Annotated in this window: 12 protein-coding genes and 1 pseudogene; 11 read left to right on the top strand and 2 right to left on the bottom strand. The window is 58.3% G+C overall.

The window, feature by feature from the left end; genetic code table 11:
• Window positions 1-54: 54 nt before the first annotated feature.
• Complete coding sequence (locus tag EAH78_RS17865; RefSeq protein WP_140668674.1) at window positions 55-750, bottom strand: pirin family protein; 696 nt, start codon at window positions 748-750, stop codon at window positions 55-57.
• A gap of 235 nt (window positions 751-985) precedes the next feature.
• On the opposite strand from EAH78_RS17865, the gene EAH78_RS17860 reads away from it, so the two are divergent.
• Entirely contained in the window at window positions 986-3,457 is a 2,472-nt protein-coding gene (locus tag EAH78_RS17860) for a UvrD-helicase domain-containing protein (RefSeq protein WP_140668673.1), read from the top strand.
• 61 nt (window positions 3,458-3,518) lie between these two features.
• On the opposite strand, the gene EAH78_RS17855 is transcribed toward EAH78_RS17860, so the two are convergent.
• Window positions 3,519-3,794, bottom strand: coding sequence for a DUF1652 domain-containing protein (locus tag EAH78_RS17855; protein WP_140668672.1), 276 nt, complete (start codon window positions 3,792-3,794; stop codon window positions 3,519-3,521).
• Between the two features lie 263 nt (window positions 3,795-4,057).
• On the opposite strand from EAH78_RS17855, the gene EAH78_RS17850 reads away from it, so the two are divergent.
• The 10 genes and pseudogenes from EAH78_RS17850 to EAH78_RS17805 all read left to right on the top strand — a co-directional run bounded on the left by EAH78_RS17850 (window position 4,058) and on the right by EAH78_RS17805 (window position 15,054).
• Window positions 4,058-4,873: a helix-turn-helix domain-containing protein gene (locus EAH78_RS17850; protein ID WP_140668671.1), complete on the top strand. Its 816-nt coding sequence runs from the start codon at window positions 4,058-4,060 to the stop codon at window positions 4,871-4,873.
• 50 nt (window positions 4,874-4,923) lie between these two features.
• Window positions 4,924-6,330 carry an NAD(P)/FAD-dependent oxidoreductase gene (locus EAH78_RS17845; protein ID WP_140668670.1) on the top strand — a complete coding sequence of 469 codons (1,407 nt, stop codon included), beginning with the start codon at window positions 4,924-4,926 and terminating at the stop codon, window positions 6,328-6,330.
• Between the two features lie 31 nt (window positions 6,331-6,361).
• Complete coding sequence (locus EAH78_RS17840) at window positions 6,362-6,703, top strand: cupin domain-containing protein (protein WP_140668669.1); 342 nt, start codon at window positions 6,362-6,364, stop codon at window positions 6,701-6,703.
• Between the two features lie 47 nt (window positions 6,704-6,750).
• The gene (locus EAH78_RS17835) at window positions 6,751-7,842 is read left to right on the top strand and encodes a polyamine ABC transporter substrate-binding protein (protein WP_140668668.1); all 1,092 of its coding nucleotides are present in this window, start codon (window positions 6,751-6,753) and stop codon (window positions 7,840-7,842) included.
• Between the two features lie 207 nt (window positions 7,843-8,049).
• Window positions 8,050-8,163 (top strand): annotated as a pseudogene (locus EAH78_RS33395) (REP-associated tyrosine transposase); the annotation flags it as partial.
• Between the two features lie 305 nt (window positions 8,164-8,468).
• Window positions 8,469-9,926 carry a serralysin family metalloprotease gene (locus EAH78_RS17825; protein WP_140668667.1) on the top strand — a complete coding sequence of 486 codons (1,458 nt, stop codon included), beginning with the start codon at window positions 8,469-8,471 and terminating at the stop codon, window positions 9,924-9,926.
• Window positions 9,927-9,986: 60 nt separating this feature from the next.
• Complete coding sequence (locus tag EAH78_RS17820) at window positions 9,987-10,412, top strand: AprI/Inh family metalloprotease inhibitor (RefSeq protein WP_140668666.1); 426 nt, start codon at window positions 9,987-9,989, stop codon at window positions 10,410-10,412.
• A gap of 153 nt (window positions 10,413-10,565) precedes the next feature.
• Complete coding sequence (locus tag EAH78_RS17815; RefSeq protein WP_140668665.1) at window positions 10,566-12,341, top strand: type I secretion system permease/ATPase; 1,776 nt, start codon at window positions 10,566-10,568, stop codon at window positions 12,339-12,341.
• Window positions 12,338-13,687: an HlyD family type I secretion periplasmic adaptor subunit gene (locus EAH78_RS17810; RefSeq protein ID WP_140668664.1), complete on the top strand. Its 1,350-nt coding sequence runs from the start codon at window positions 12,338-12,340 to the stop codon at window positions 13,685-13,687. The genes EAH78_RS17815 and EAH78_RS17810 overlap by 4 nt, the downstream gene beginning before the upstream one ends.
• Window positions 13,688-13,689: 2 nt before the next feature.
• Window positions 13,690-15,054 (top strand): TolC family outer membrane protein, encoded by a 1,365-nt coding sequence (locus EAH78_RS17805; RefSeq protein WP_140668663.1) that lies wholly within the window; start codon window positions 13,690-13,692, stop codon window positions 15,052-15,054.
• The last annotated feature ends 67 nt before the right edge of the window (window positions 15,055-15,121 follow it).

Genomic DNA, 15,121 nt, shown 5'->3' with positions numbered 1-15,121 from the left:
CAGCAAAAAGGGGCGACCATCACGGTCGCCCCTTTTTTTTCGGCGTTTACTGCATCACGCCAAGTCAACCAAGACAATTTCGCTGTCCTCGATCGCGGTCACTCGCAGCACCTGTTCATCGGCCACTGCAATCCCGTCTCGAGCTTGCGCACGTAAACCATTGACTTCTATGACGCCAGTGGCCGGAACCAGATAAGCGCGACGTCCACTGTCCAGACGATACTCGGCAGATTCGCCGGCCTTCAGGTTCGCCGCTACCAACCGAGCATCAGCACGGATGCGCAGGCTCTGATCATCGCCGGACTTGCCACTGGCCAACGTCACGAAACCTTCACGATCACCTTTAGGAAACGGCTTGGCCCCCCAGGACGGAGCAAGCCCGGATTCGTTGGGGATGATCCAGATCTGGAAGATCTTGGTGGGCGTCGCTTCCAGGTTGTACTCGCTGTGAGCGATACCGGTGCCAGCGCTCATGACCTGAACGTCGCCGGCTTCGGTGCGGCCCTTGTTGCCCAGATTGTCTTCGTGAGTAATCGCACCTTCACGGACGTAAGTAATGATTTCCATGTCCCGGTGCGGGTGTTTTGGAAACCCGGTGCCGGAGGCAATCACATCATCGTTCCACACCCGCAGGTTGCCCCAGTTCATGCGCTTTGGGTCATGGTACTCGGCGAACGAAAAGTGGTGATGAGCATCCAACCAGCCATGATGGGCGCCGCCCAGGGAGTTGAAGGGTCTGAGTTCGAGCATGATCGTCTCCTGAAAGGGGTTAATGGCGAGCATGATCTATCAGGCACTGATCGATAAAAAGCGTAAAAAATGCCGCATTGCCATCGAAATTATCGATGTTATATAGGCTCGTAACGTTCTCATCCAGCCTTCACTTCATTGCATAAGCCAATGACCTGTAAGCATTTCACTAGAACTCAAGGGCAAATGCAGACACCATACCCCGCATCAGCCTCACACCCTGGAGTCAGCCCGCGTGCCGCAACACACCCCCGATCTTCCTCCCGAACTTCGTCCCTTGGCCGAGATGCCGTTGCTCAAGCGCTTGGCCGCCCGGTTCTTTGGTCATGGCTTGACCCGACTGCGTGCGCAACACCGCGCTTCCTGGTTACACGGGCAAGCAGACGGTTTTCGCAGCGGTCACAGCGCGGGGTTTGATTACGGCTTCAAGGAAGGCAAGGACGAAGGGCTGGAGCAAGGCCGGCAAGTGTTGTTGATCCGCGATTCGCGCTCAACCGAGCATCGGCCGCCCAACGTCGATGACAACCTGTTTGATGACTGGCGCCTGCCATTAAGTGCGGAGCTGAAGAAGCGCATGAAGGCCGATGTTGTCCGGCTGCTGCCATCTCATGCTCAGCCCAGCGTTGCGCAGTGGAAGATGATCTTCAGCGACACGCCATCGACGTCGGTGATTGCCGGGGCGGGCGCCGGCAAGTCGACCACGCTGGTGCTGCGTATCCTGTTGCTGACCCACTATCTGGGCTTCGAACTGGATTCGATGACCGTCGTGACCTTTACCCGCGAGTCGCGCAAAGACTTCATTAACAAGCTGATCGAACTGTTTGCGGTGTGGGGCCGGCCACTGAGCCTTAAAGAGGCGCGTGATCTGGTGCGCACCTTCCATTCACGAATCCTGCCGATGGTTCGCAGCCTCCCGGGGTTCGAGCGCCTGCAAGCCTTCGAAAACCTCAGCAGCCGCGTGCATAACGCCGATGAAGACGTCGACAGCAATCCGTTCGACCTGCGAATTAATGACGCTCAACGCCAGCAGCTCAATGCCTGTTATCACCAGTTGCATACCCGTGATGAACGCTTTCGCGAGCTGATCAAGCCTTTGTCCCGCCATGCCTTGCAGCTCAAGGAGCTGGAGCGCGACCACCCCGACGTGCAAAAACGCGTGGCCGTGACCGAGCTGGCGGCCAAGCGCGATGAAGAACTGTGCGACGCCATTGAAGACCTGTGGTTTCGCGCGGGTGCCTGGCCAATCAAGGGCATCGAGCCCAATCGGCAATCCTTCGATATCAATGGCGCGACGTTCCATTGCCACGGCTACATCCCAAGCCTCGATGCGTGGGTCGTGCTGGGGTTTGATCCTCGGGAAAATCCGCAGGTCTGCCGCCCGAATGCCAAGTTGAGCGTCCGGGCGGAATGGGCAGTAAAGCGCACCCTGTTTCAAGCTTTCTGCCGTAAACCATTGATATGGCTAGATAGTTACGAATCGTCGAAGCGCGTATTGGCCTCGCTGGCAGGCGATGCCAGCGCCGGGCCTGGCTTTGATTACAAGGTTAAAGGTGAGCTCGCTTCCGCTCCGTTACTCGACTGTTTTGTCGCAGCAGCCGGATTTATCGAAAACCTCGGCCTGGATGTCCCGAGCGCTGTTGGCCAGATGAGTTTCGCCAAGGACGACCCCGACCGGTTCTTCTTCGAGGCCTTGAGCCTGTTCTGGCGAGCGCTGGAAGATCATCTGCTCGATCAGAAACCACCGGTGATGACCTACAACCGGATGTTCGCCTTGTTCAGCGAGCACTCACCGGAAAACCTGAAGCTGCTCAGCGATGAACTGCTGCGGCCACTCTCACACCTGATGATCGACGAGTTTCAGGACGTTTCGCCCCAAATCGTCTCGTGGATTCGCGCCAGCCTGACTGAGATCCGCAGTCGAGGCCCGGCGATGCACGTTGGGCGGGGTGCGCAGCGCTCATCTCTGCTGTGTGTGGGGGATGACTGGCAGTCCATTTACGGCTGGCGAGGCAGTTCGCCGACCTACTTCATGGAATTCAACAAAGAATTCCGGTCGCCCAGCACCACCAAAGTCATGCTCAGCGATAACTATCGCAGCCATCAACACATCATCGACGCTGCCGAGCATATCGTTCGCGCGGCGCCGGCCATCGCGGGTAAGAAAGCCAAAGCCAGCGGCGAGCCTAAAGCGCTGTTGCCGGTAAACGTTTTGGATCGGGATGATCAGGGCATGGCCCAACGCTTGATGGAGCATTATCGACAGGGTGATTCAATCTTAATGCTGTATCGAAAAAGTAGCGATAAGTTATTGATAGAACAACATATTCAGCCTGTAGTTAATGTTGATTCGAGCTTACCTTATGAAACAAGACGACTGAAACAGCTGACCTATCACAGCGCCAAAGGCTTGCAGGCTGACGCGGTGTTCTTGCTCGGCGATTGCCAACATCTGACCAGTTCACCATACAAAAACCAGGTGTACCGGATGGCCGGACTCGGCAAAACCGGTGACAGCGAGCCCTATGACAGCGCGCAAAAGGACGAGATCCTGCGCTTGGCTTACGTCGGCATCACCCGGGCTGTCAGTCATTGCTACTGGTATGTCGAGGGGCAGGACACGGCTGTGAATATGCCCAAGGCATCAGACCGGATCGGCAGCGGCAAAGCGTTTTTCGCCGATCATCGGGTCGGTCAGAAAACGGTGTAACCCTGTTCGGCACCCACTAAAAAGCCCACATCAAGTGGGCTTTTTAGTGGGTAACCAGCCTTCAGGCATAGCTTTTGAGGGCCTCAGATGGAACGAATGCCTCAAGTTCATCCTCGACGGCTTCAATGATTCGCTCGACATCCGCCGCATTCATGACGGTTGCACAAGGGATACCGGCAATGGCAATCATGGTCTCGCCACTGGCGCGATCAAACAGCCGGGCGATCATGCTGCCCGGTGCGTCCATACTCGCCTCAAATCCCATGGGATGAAAATGCCAGCGCATCAGCTGGCAGGCGTTTGGAAACGTGACTTTGCTGAAAGACCCTTTATTCATATGTTGCCCGCCTTCTTCATCGAGCGCTTCCTTTAGCTCATGTTAGGAGGGAAGAGCCTTCAATGGCTCAACCGGTGACTGCCTTTAAAAGTAGCATCGGTATGTGAAAACCATGTGTTTTTTTTCAGCCGTTGGGCGGTTAGTCGAGTTTTCATGACCGAGGTCATGTCCTTGCTCGCATGGAGGCTTGCCGCGCCAGCATTTCAGCCATTGAACCCAGTGCAGAACTTCGGCAAGCTCGGCGTTTTCCCGTCGAGACCTTTATGCACCCCGATGATGATGGGCCGCAGCAAACCCGCGCCACGGGCGAGACGGTCATGCGCTACCACTTGTGCTGGAAGCACCGCGACCTGGACGGCGTCATAGCGCTTTATCACCCAGACATCCAGTACCACGATTTCTTCCAGAATCGCGTGATGGGGCTCGACGAACTGCGTGAGTACGTGCGCGTCAGCATGCCGCGCAACCCGGACGAAGCGCTGGAACACTCGGACCGAATTCGCCTGGACGGCAATACCGCGTTTATCCAGTACCGAATGACGTTGCGGGGCGGTGAGGGGCTGGTGTCCTTCCACACCAGCGAGGCGATCACAGTCCGCGACGGGTTGATCTGGCGAGTCAACGAATACGCGACGCTGGTCCACGAGCAGGCGTCCAGCACGGCGACTAAAACCCTGCGTCCGGCGGTCAGTCGACTTGGGCTGTCCCCGCGCCAGTTGAGTTTCATGGCCGATGATTTGCAGCAGTATTTTCAGCGTCAGCAGCCGTATCTGGCCCCAGAACTCGACCTGCAACGCGTGGCAAAGGAGTGCGGTTACAGTCGCAACCAGATTTCCTACCTGTTGAATCAAGTGCTGGGCCAGAGTTTCTATCGCTATGTGAACCAGGCGCGCCTGCAGCATCTGCTTGGCACGCTGGACACGGCGACGCCACCGCTGCGTATCGACGAACTGGCGTTTGCCGCGGGGTTCAATTCGCTGTCGGCGTTTTACACCTGTTTTCGCCAGCACACGGGGCTCTCGCCCAAGGCCTACGCCAAACAAATTTCCTTGCGTGCCCGCGCGCAAGACAGCCCCTGAGCCCAAGCACTAGGATCGACGCCATCGAAGTTTGAGTGGCGGAGTCTGGCATGTCGGCGTGGCGCACTATCAGTTTATGGATGGATCAACTCGACGAGCCGCTAGCGGCGCGTGCGACGCTGGAACGCGACCTGGACGTCGACGTGGCCATCATCGGCGCCGGGTATACCGGGCTCTGGACCGCGTATTACCTCAAGCGTCAGGCGCCGGGCCTGAACATTGCGATTGTCGAAGCGCAAACCGCCGGTTTTGGCGCCTCAGGCCGTAACGGCGGCTGGCTGATGGGCAATATCCTTGGTGAAGACCGGTTACTCGCCGATCTGTCCCCCGAACAACGCCGCGCCTCATTCGACCTGCTGCACAGCATCCCTGATGAAGTAGAACTTGTCATCGAACGTGACGGCATCGCCTGCGATTATCGCAAGGGCGGGGTGCTTTACTGCGCCGCCCGCTACCCCGAGCAGGAAACCAGTCTGCGACGCTATCTGGACGATCTGTACCGCCAGGGCCTCACCGAAAGTGACTACCGCTGGCTCAGCCCCGAACAACTGGCGCAACAGATCAGAGTGGCGAAGCCTTATGGCGGTATCTATGCACCGCACGTCGCGACCATTCACCCGGCAAAGTTGGTTAGAGGTTTGGCACGCACGGTGGAAAAAATGGGGGTCAAGATCTATGAAAACAGCCCGGTCACGCAGTGGCAGTCGGGGAGTTTGCGCACGGCCAAGGCGTCGGTTCGCAGTCGCTGGATTGTCCCGGCGGTAGAAGGTTACGCCACGACGCTGCCGCCGTTGGGTCGCTATCAAATGCCGGTGCAAAGCCTGATCGTTGCCACCGAGCCTCTGTCCGCCGCGACCTGGGACGAAATCGGCCTGAATCGCGGCCAGGCCTTCAGCGAAAGCAGCCGCCAGGTGACCTACGGCCAACGCACCGCCGACAACCGTTTGGTTTTCGGCGCGCGGGGCGGCTACCAGTTTGCCGGCAAGCTGCGGCATGACTTCGACCTGACCACCCATGAAGTGGAACTGCGGCGCTATCTGTTCAGCGAGCTCTTCCCGCAGCTCAAGAATGTGCGGATTACCCATGCCTGGGGCGGCAACCTGGGCATGTCGCGGCGCTTCAAGCCGCACATGCTCTGTGATCACGCCAGCGGTATCGCCTTGTCTGGCGGTTATGGCGGGGAGGGTGTCGGGGCCAGCAACCTGGGCGGTCGGACCCTTGCCGACCTGATTCTCGAACGCGACACCGAATTGGTCCACCAGCCCTGGGTCATGCCACAGGGCGGGCTCGACACGCTCAAGGCCTGGGAGCCGGAGCCCTGCCGCTGGCTCGGTTACAACGCGATCATCCGCAGCTTCGTCCACGAAGACCAGACCCTGGCCAACCCGGCTACCGCCCCCTGGCGCCGAAAACTGGCCAGCGGGGTCGCGGGGTTCATGGAAGGTTTCATGCACTAAAACAGCGCTTTCTCCATCGACAGGTACGCCCATGAGCATCACGCAACTCAAGAACACCGCCACCCTGAAGCTTGAAGAGTCCAATCCGGTTGCCGTGCCACTGGGAACACCGGTGGCCGTGGCCTCGACCACCAGCGTCGAGCGCGATGATGGCGTCGAAACCGGTGTCTGGGAATGCACGCCCGGACGCTGGCGTCGGCAGATCGTCGCCCAGGAATTTTGTCACTTCATCCAGGGTCGCTGCACCTTCACCCCGGACGACGGTGAAACCCTCACCATCGAAGCCGGCGACGCACTGATGTTGCCGGCCAATAGCCTCGGCATCTGGGATATCCAGGAAACCGTGCGCAAGACCTACGTATTGATTTTTTGATCTTCTGATTGCCTGCCAATAACAAAAGCCCCTACAGGAATCGACTCATGATCCGAAAGACACTGACCCTGACACTGGCGCCACTTGCACTTGTCGCAACCCTCAGCCACGCGGCCGAGACGGTCAAAATCTACAACTGGTCGGACTACATCGCCCCGGACACCACGAAAAATTTCCAGAAAGAAACCGGCATCGCCTTTACCTACGATGTCTACGACAGCAACGAAACCCTCGACGGCAAGTTGATGACCGGTAAATCCGGGTACGACGTGGTCTTCCCGTCCAACCACTTCATGGCGCGGCAGATTGAAGGGGGCGCGCTGAAGAAACTCGACAAGTCTCAATTGCCAAACTGGAAGAACCTCAACCCGGTGTTGCTCACGGCGTTGCAGACCAACGATCCGGGCAACGAGCATGGCTTTCCGTACCTGTGGGGCAGCACCGGCATTGGCTACAACATCGCCAAGGTCAAGGCCGTGCTCGGCGATAACGCGCCCGTGGATTCCTGGGACCTGATCTTCAAACCCGAGAACATGCAAAAGCTGCAAAAGTGCGGCGTTGCCATACTCGACAATGGCCCGGAACTGTTGCCCGCCGCACTGAATTACCTGGGCCTGCCGCACCACAGTAAAAACCCGGAAGACTATAAAAAGGCCGAAGCGCTGCTGCTGAAAGTCCGGCCGTATGTCAGCTACTTCCATTCGTCCAAGTACACCAGCGACCTGGCTAACGGTGACATCTGCGTGGCGGTCGGCTTCTCCGGGGATATCCTGCAAGCTGAGAACCGCGCCAAGGAAGCCAACAACGGCATCGACATCGGCTATTCGATTCCCAAGGAAGGCGCCGCCATCTGGTTCGACATGGTTACCATGCCCGTCGACGCACCGGACGAGAAGGCCGGCTACGCCTTCATGAACTACCTGCTGCGCCCGGACGTCATGGCCGGTGTCAGCAACTACGTGCACTACGCCAACGGCAACCAACAGGCCGACAGCCTGATCGACCCGACGATCAAGAACGACACCAAGGTTTATCCGAGCCCGGAAATGATGGGCAAGCTGTTCGCGCTGGAGGCAATGCCCCTGAACATTGACCGGGTGCGTACGCGGGTTTGGAACAAGATTCGCACCGGTAGCTGATTCATATTCTTTCGTCATAACGCCCAGTGGCTCGGCTGACAAAACGGTAAATACCACCTCCTTTCGATAGATCAGCAGGCAATGGAATGCCAGTCGATATAAAAACGGGTCACCTGCGCATTGGACGTTTTTCGGAATCTGCGCGCATTTACTTATTAACGGTTGTCGTTCACCAGCGGCAGCCGTTTTTGGCGGTCAATCGGGCTTTTGGGGCGGCGAGGGCGGCTTTGGCAGAAGGCGTATCACGATCGGGAGGTTCGGCGGGAGGAGGACGTAAAGTCGCTTGCTCGATATGTTGTGGCTAACCCGAAGCCTAACTGATATCAATGCAGTGGCACTCATATTTATAAGCCCAACAAACTTATCCCTATTTAATATTTAAATATCAAATCGTCAGACAATTTGCGCAAACGCACATAGACCCGAACAAACTTTCGACACCGCAGGCATTATTTCCGGGCACTTGCTGGAACAGCACAATTTGACGTCAAAAAAAATGTAGACCTTTGATTTCGAATTGTGTCAGTTTTCTTTCGCCTTCATTGGGCGAGTGATAGGACGATCTCGCCAGAGATTGTCGCTATCTGACAAAAAACTGTTCCATAGCCAAACAAGGAAGTGTGTTTATGTCGAAAGTAAAAAACAACGCTATTGATCTTGCTGAACAGGCATTTGCCCCCTCGCATGCATTGGCTGCACCGAGTTCTGCTTACAGCCAGATCGACAGCTTCAGCCATCAGTCTGACCGCGGCGGCAATCTCACGGTCAATGGCAAACCCTCCTATTCCGTCGACCAGGCAGCGACCCAATTGCTGCGCGACGGTGCTGCCTACCAGGACAAGGACGGCAACGGCAAAATCGAACTGACCTACACGTTCCTGACTTCGGCGTCGTCGAGCACCATGAACAAGCACGGGATTACCGGCTTCAGTCAGTTCAGCGCCCAGCAAAAAGCCCAGGCAGTGCTCGCCATGCAATCCTGGGCCGATGTCGCGAACGTCACCTTCGCCGAGAAGGCCACGGGAGGCGACGGTCACATGACCTTCGGCAACTACAGCGGTGGCCAGGACGGCGCTGCGGCATTCGCTTATCTGCCGGGCACGGGCGCGGGTTACGACGGGGCTTCCTGGTACCTGACCAACAGCAGCTATACGCCGAACAAGACGCCGGACCTGAACAACTACGGTCGTCAAACCCTCACTCACGAAATCGGTCACACCTTGGGCCTGGCCCATCCTGGTGACTACAACGCCGGTGAAGGCGCGCCGACTTACAACGACGCCACCTACGGGCAAGACACCCGCGGTTACAGCGTCATGAGTTACTGGAGTGAAAGCAATACCAGCCAGAATTTCAGCAAGGGCGGTGTCGAAGCGTATTCGTCCGGCCCGCTGATGGACGACATTGCCGCCATCCAGAAACTCTACGGCGCCAACACCACCACCCGAACCGGTGACACCACTTACGGCTTCAACTCCAACGCAGGTCGCGACTTCCTGAGCGCGTCTACGTCGTCGGACAAGGTGGTGTTTTCGGTGTGGGACGCGGGCGGCAAGGACACCCTGGACTTCTCCGGCTTCACCCAAAACCAGAAGATCAACCTCAATGAGGCCTCGTTCTCCGACGTTGGTGGCCTGGTAGGCAATGTGTCCATTGCCAAGGGCGCGATCATCGAGAACGCGATCGGCGGTTCGGGCAACGACCTGCTGATCGGCAACGGCGTCTCCAATGAGCTGAAGGGCGGTGCCGGCAACGACATTCTCTACGGCGCAGGCGGCGCGGACAAACTGTGGGGTGGCGCCGGTTCAGACACCTTTGTGTTCGCCGCCAGCAGTGACTCCAAGCCAGGTGTTGCCGATCAGATCCTCGACTTTGTCAGCGGCCTGGACAAGATCGACCTGACGGGTATCACCAAGGGCGCAGGTCTGCACTTCGTGAGTTCGTTCACGGGAGCGGTCGGCGATGCCGTCTTGACCACGTCGGGCGGTAACAGCCTGTTGTCGGTGGACTTCTCCGGGCACGGTGTGGCGGATTTCCTCGTCAGCACCGTAGGCCAGGCGGCGTTCTCGGACATCGCAGCCTGATGTAAGGCGTCAAGGAGGGCGGCGCCGATGTGCCGCCCTCTGAGGCTGGAGTAAACAACCATGGCCCATAAAGCCTTTAGCAACAGAACGACTGCGTGGCTCCTGGCGACGTGGATGATTTTTTTTGGAGAAGCAGCCATGGCGAGCAGCCTGAAATTAGCAGACCCCGCGGAACTGGCCGGCAAATGGCTGGCCACTCTGAGCAGCCGGGACGACTCGCCAGCGTCCCAGGTATTGCAGGACAAGCCGTCCAACGTCTGTGTCATCGAATTACAGCTCAAGCTGACACTGGGCAAAGGCGCCGACTGTTTAAGCGCATGGCTGGCGGGAGAAAAAGCCATCGGCTGGTTTAACGAGCCGGACGGTATTGCGATCACCGGTAACGATGGTTCGAAGATTTTGTTTCTCAGTCGCCAACGTGATGGCTCCTATAAAGCCGCCTTGAACCCCACCCTGGTCATAACACTCGTGCGTCAGGCACATTAATTAAAATGCCGCGATGCTTTATCAGGACCTGACACACTTAAAGTTGTTGTTAGTTTGTAAGCGTTCGTGCGTAAAGCGCACATCCGTGCATGCGCGGACAGTTAATGGAAACTTCGTCAGGTATGACGGGGAATAACACCTCAGGATGACCCCATGAAGATGGCAAAGAGCCCGGCCACCGCCCCCTTATTCAAGGCATTGGGTGACTATAAAAGTATCTTGATCAGCGTCGGTTGTTTTACCGCATTGATCAACGTACTGATGCTGGTGCCGTCGATTTATATGCTGCAAGTCTATGACCGTGTGTTGTCTTCGCAGAACGAAACGACCTTGGCCATGTTGTCGCTGATGGTGGTCGGCTTTTTTGCCTTCATCGGTTTGCTTGAGATCGTGCGCAGTTTCATCGTGATCCGCATCGGCAGCCAACTGGAACGACGCTTCAACCTGCGGGTGTATCAAGCCGCGTTCGAGCGCAACCTGCTCAAAGGCGAGGGCAATGCCGGGCAGTCCCTGGGCGACCTGACGCACATTCGCCAGTTCGTCACCGGCCCCGCGCTGTTTGCCTTCTTCGACGCGCCGTGGTTTCCGGTCTATCTGTTCGTGATCTACCTGTTCAACGTCTGGCTGGGTGTTTTTGCGACGGGGGGCGCTGTGGTCCTGATCGGCCTCGCTTTCCTCAACGAAACAATGACCAAAAAACCCTTGGGCGAAGCCGCCGGTTTTTCCCAGAAGTCCAGCCAATTAGCCACCAGCCACTTGCACAACGCCGAGACCATCCAGGCGATGGGCATGCTCGGTGTGTTGCGCAAACGCTGGTTTCAAGTGCACTCGCGCTTTCTCAGTTTGCAGAATCAGGCCAGTGACACCGGCGCGATCATCAGTTCCCTAAGTAAGACCTTGCGTCTGTGCCTGCAATCGTTGGTGCTGGGATTGGGTGCGTTGCTGGTGATCAAGGGCGAGATGACTGCCGGGATGATGATTGCCGGTTCGATCCTGATGGGTCGCGTCCTGAGCCCCATCGATCAGTTGATTGCCGTGTGGAAACAGTGGAGTGGCGCGAAGCTGGCCTACCGTCGCCTGGATGCGTTGCTGCAAGCCTTTCCACCGACTGACGAAGCCATGGCACTGCCGGCACCGAAAGGACAGATCACTTTCGAACAAGTCAGCGCCGGCCCGCCTGGCCAACGCACTGCGACACTGCACATGGTCAACTTCAACCTCGGTGCAGGCGAGGTGATGGGCGTGCTCGGCGCCTCTGGCTCGGGCAAATCGACACTGGCCCGGGTACTGGTCGGCGTCTGGCCCACCCTCGGCGGCACGGTTCGGCTCGACGGCGCGGACATTCATCGCTGGAACCGCGACGACCTCGGACCCTACATCGGCTACTTGCCACAAGACATCGAGTTGTTCAGTGGCAGCATTGCCGAAAACATTGCCCGGTTTCGCGAAACGGATCCGCAGAAAGTCGTCGAGGCCGCGCAACAGGCTGGCGTGCATGAACTGATCCTGCGCATGCCGCAGGGCTACGACACGGTGCTCGGCGAAGATGGCAGCGGCTTGTCCGGTGGCCAGAAACAACGTGTGGCACTGGCCCGTGCGTTGTACGCCAACCCGAGCCTAGTGGTGCTGGACGAGCCCAACTCCAACCTCGACACCGTGGGCGAAGCCGCCTTGGCCAGCGCCATCGCGCACATGAAAGCCCAGGGCACCAGCGTGATCCTGGTCACCCATCGTTCCTCAGCCTTGGCCCAGGCCGACAAATTGCTGGTGCTCAACGAAGGGCGCTTGCAGGCCTTTGGCCCCAGCCAGGACGTGCTCAAGGCACTGTCCGGTGCTCAGGAACAACAACGTGAAAAAGCCGCGCAGGCACCGGGCGGGCTCAGCATGAGCCGGCAGTATCAGCCCACGACAAGGAATTCGGGTGTATGAGCAGCGCACGCATGAATACTGAAAGCGAAGCCATGATGGAACACGACTACATCGCCGAACGCCCCGAGCGCGATGCACGCTTCTTCGTCCGCATGGGCTGGATTCTGGCCATCGTCGGCGCCGGCAGTTTCTTCACCTGGGCCAGTCTCGCGCCGCTCGATCAAGGCATTCCGGTGCAAGGCACGGTCGTGGTGTCGGGCAAACGCAAAGCCGTGCAATCGATGAGCCCCGGTGTGGTCAGCCGCATTTTGGTGCGTGAGGGTCAAGTGGTGAAGCTCGGCCAGCCGCTGTTCCAGCTCGACCAGACTCAGGTCGCGGCCGACGTCGATTCGCTGCAAGCGCAATACCGCATGGCGTGGGCCAGCGTCGCGCGCTGGGAAAGTGAACGGGACAACCTCAAACAAGTGAATTTCCCGGCCGAACTGAGCAAGAATGCCGACCCGCGACTGGCGCTGGTGCTTGAAGGCCAGCGGCAACTGTTCAGCAGTCGCCGCGAAGCCTATTTCCGTGAGCAAGGCGGGTTGCGCGCTAACATGGAAGGCGCCAGCGCGCAATTGGCCGGCATGCGTCGCGCGCGTACCGACCTGACGGCCCAGGCCCACTCGCTGCAACAACAACTGAGCAACCTTCAGCCCTTGGCGGACAACGGCTACATTGCGCGCAACCGCTTGATGGAATACCAGCGTCAGCTGTCGCAAGTGCAGCAGCAATTGGCCGAGAACACCGGCGAAAGCGGGCGGGTGGAGCAGGGCGTCCTCGAAGCGAAGCTCAAGCTGCAACAGCACATCGAGGAATATCAGAAAGACGTCCGCACCCAACTGGCCGACGCGCAACTCAAGAGCGTGACCCTCAAGGAGCAACTGACCTCCGCCGGGTTCAACCTGCAACACAGCGAGATCGTCGCCACGGCTGATGGCATCGCGGTCAACCTAGGGGTGCACACCGAAGGCGCGGTGGTGCGTCAGGGCGATACCTTGCTGGAAATCGTCCCGCAGGGCACTCGGCTGGAAGTCGAAGGGCACTTGCCGATCAACCTGATCGACAAGGTCGGCACCCATTTGCCCGTGGATATCCTGTTCACCGCGTTCAACCAGAGCCGCACGCCGCGAGTGCCCGGCGAAGTCAGCCTGATTTCCGCCGACCAGATGGTCGACGAGAAAACCGGTGCGCCGTACTACGTTCTACGCAGCAGCGTCAGCGATCAGGCGATGGAAAAGCTCAATGGTCTGGTGATCAAGCCGGGCATGCCCGCGGAAATGTTCGTGCGTACCGGTGAGCGTTCACTCCTCAATTATCTGTTCAAACCGCTGCTCGACCGGGCAGGTTCCGCGTTGACCGAGGAATAAGGATGTTCGGCTGTATGAATAAGCTTTCCCTGCTCGCAGCGACCCTGGCGTTGCTGACGTGCAACAGTGTGATGGCCATGGGGCCGTTCGACATTTACGAGCAAGCGTTGCGTAATGATCCGGTGTTCCTCGGCGCGCTCAAGGAACGCGATGCCGGCATGGAAAACCGCACCATTGGCCGTGCCGGCTTGCTGCCGAAGGTGGGTTACAACTACAACAAGGGGCGTAACTCGTCCAAGGCCACTTACCTTAATGATCGCGGGCAAAACCAGACCGATGACCGCAACTACAGCAGTTACGGCTCGACCCTGACCCTGCAACAGCCTCTGATCGATTACGAAGCCTACGCCGCGTATCGCAAAGGTGTGGCGCAGTCATTGTTTGCCGTTGAAGCCTTTCGCGGCAAGAGCCAGGAATTGCTGGTGCGGGTGCTGGAGAACTACACCAAGGCGCTGTTCGCTCAGGATCAGATCGACATTGCGCTGGCCAAGAAGAAAGCCTTCGAACAGCAGTTCCAGCAGAACGAGCAGATGTTTCGCCAAGGCGAGGGCACGCGCACCGATACGCTGGAGTCCGAGTCCCGTTCCGAACTGGCGACCGCCGAGGAAATCGAGGCCCGCAACGAGCAGGACGCGTCCTTGCGTGAACTGGGCGCGTTGATTGGCGTGCCGACGATCGACATCGCCGACCTGGCGCCGCTGGACCAGAACTTCCAGACCTTCAGCCTGCAACCGGCCAATTATGACACCTGGCACGAAATGGCCGTGGCCAATAACCCGAACCTGGCCTCCCAGCGCCATGCGGTGGACGTCGCGCGTTACGAAGTTGAACGCAACCGCGCCGGGCATCTGCCGAAAGTCAGTGCCTACGCCTCGGTGCGCCAGAACGAATCGGAAAGCGGCAACACCTATAACCAGCGTTACGACACCAACACCATCGGCATTGAAGTCAACGTGCCGCTGTATGCCGGTGGCGGGGTGTCGGCCTCCACCCGTCAGGCCAGTCGCACCATGGAACAGGCCGAGTACGAACTGGACGGCAAGACCCGGGAAACCATGATCGAGCTGCGCCGACAGTTCAGTGCCTGCCTGTCGGGCGTGAATAAATTGCGTGCCTATCAAAAAGCCCTTGTGTCAGCCGAAGCGCTGGTGGTGTCGACCAAGCAAAGCATTTTGGGCGGTGAGCGCGTCAACCTGGACGCACTGAATGCAGAACAACAACTATTTACCACCCGCCGCGATCTGGCACAGGCACGCTACGACTACTTGATGGCCTGGACCAAGTTGCACTACTACGCCGGAACCTTGAGCGAGCAGGACCTTGCCAAGGTCGACGAAGCGTTCGGCCAGGGCCCAAAGACCCAATGATGGACCTGTAGCAGCCTTCGGCAACTGCTACAGCAAGCGTGTGAGTTTGCAGGTGCCTTTCAAGGCA

This window comes from Pseudomonas arsenicoxydans, from assembly GCF_006438915.1.
Lineage (GTDB): Bacteria > Pseudomonadota > Gammaproteobacteria > Pseudomonadales > Pseudomonadaceae > Aquipseudomonas > Aquipseudomonas arsenicoxydans_A.
Note: the sequence above shows the minus strand (reverse complement) of the source record. Positions and strands in the feature narration are given on the sequence as shown.

What these genes read in the sequence shown, in the direction of transcription:
- EAH78_RS17865 (WP_140668674.1), bottom strand. Translation starts at nt 750, where the DNA reads ATGCTCGAACTCAGACCCTTCAACTCCCTGGGCGGCGCCCATCATGGC.
- EAH78_RS17855 (WP_140668672.1), bottom strand. Translation starts at nt 3,794, where the DNA reads ATGAATAAAGGGTCTTTCAGCAAAGTCACGTTTCCAAACGCCTGCCAG.
- EAH78_RS17850 (WP_140668671.1), top strand. Translation starts at nt 4,058, where the DNA reads ATGCACCCCGATGATGATGGGCCGCAGCAAACCCGCGCCACGGGCGAG.
- EAH78_RS17845 (WP_140668670.1), top strand. Translation starts at nt 4,924, where the DNA reads ATGTCGGCGTGGCGCACTATCAGTTTATGGATGGATCAACTCGACGAG.
- EAH78_RS17840 (WP_140668669.1), top strand. Translation starts at nt 6,362, where the DNA reads ATGAGCATCACGCAACTCAAGAACACCGCCACCCTGAAGCTTGAAGAG.
- EAH78_RS17835 (WP_140668668.1), top strand. Translation starts at nt 6,751, where the DNA reads ATGATCCGAAAGACACTGACCCTGACACTGGCGCCACTTGCACTTGTC.
- EAH78_RS17825 (WP_140668667.1), top strand. Translation starts at nt 8,469, where the DNA reads ATGTCGAAAGTAAAAAACAACGCTATTGATCTTGCTGAACAGGCATTT.
- EAH78_RS17820 (WP_140668666.1), top strand. Translation starts at nt 9,987, where the DNA reads ATGGCCCATAAAGCCTTTAGCAACAGAACGACTGCGTGGCTCCTGGCG.
- EAH78_RS17815 (WP_140668665.1), top strand. Translation starts at nt 10,566, where the DNA reads ATGAAGATGGCAAAGAGCCCGGCCACCGCCCCCTTATTCAAGGCATTG.
- EAH78_RS17810 (WP_140668664.1), top strand. Translation starts at nt 12,338, where the DNA reads ATGAGCAGCGCACGCATGAATACTGAAAGCGAAGCCATGATGGAACAC.
- EAH78_RS17805 (WP_140668663.1), top strand. Translation starts at nt 13,690, where the DNA reads ATGTTCGGCTGTATGAATAAGCTTTCCCTGCTCGCAGCGACCCTGGCG.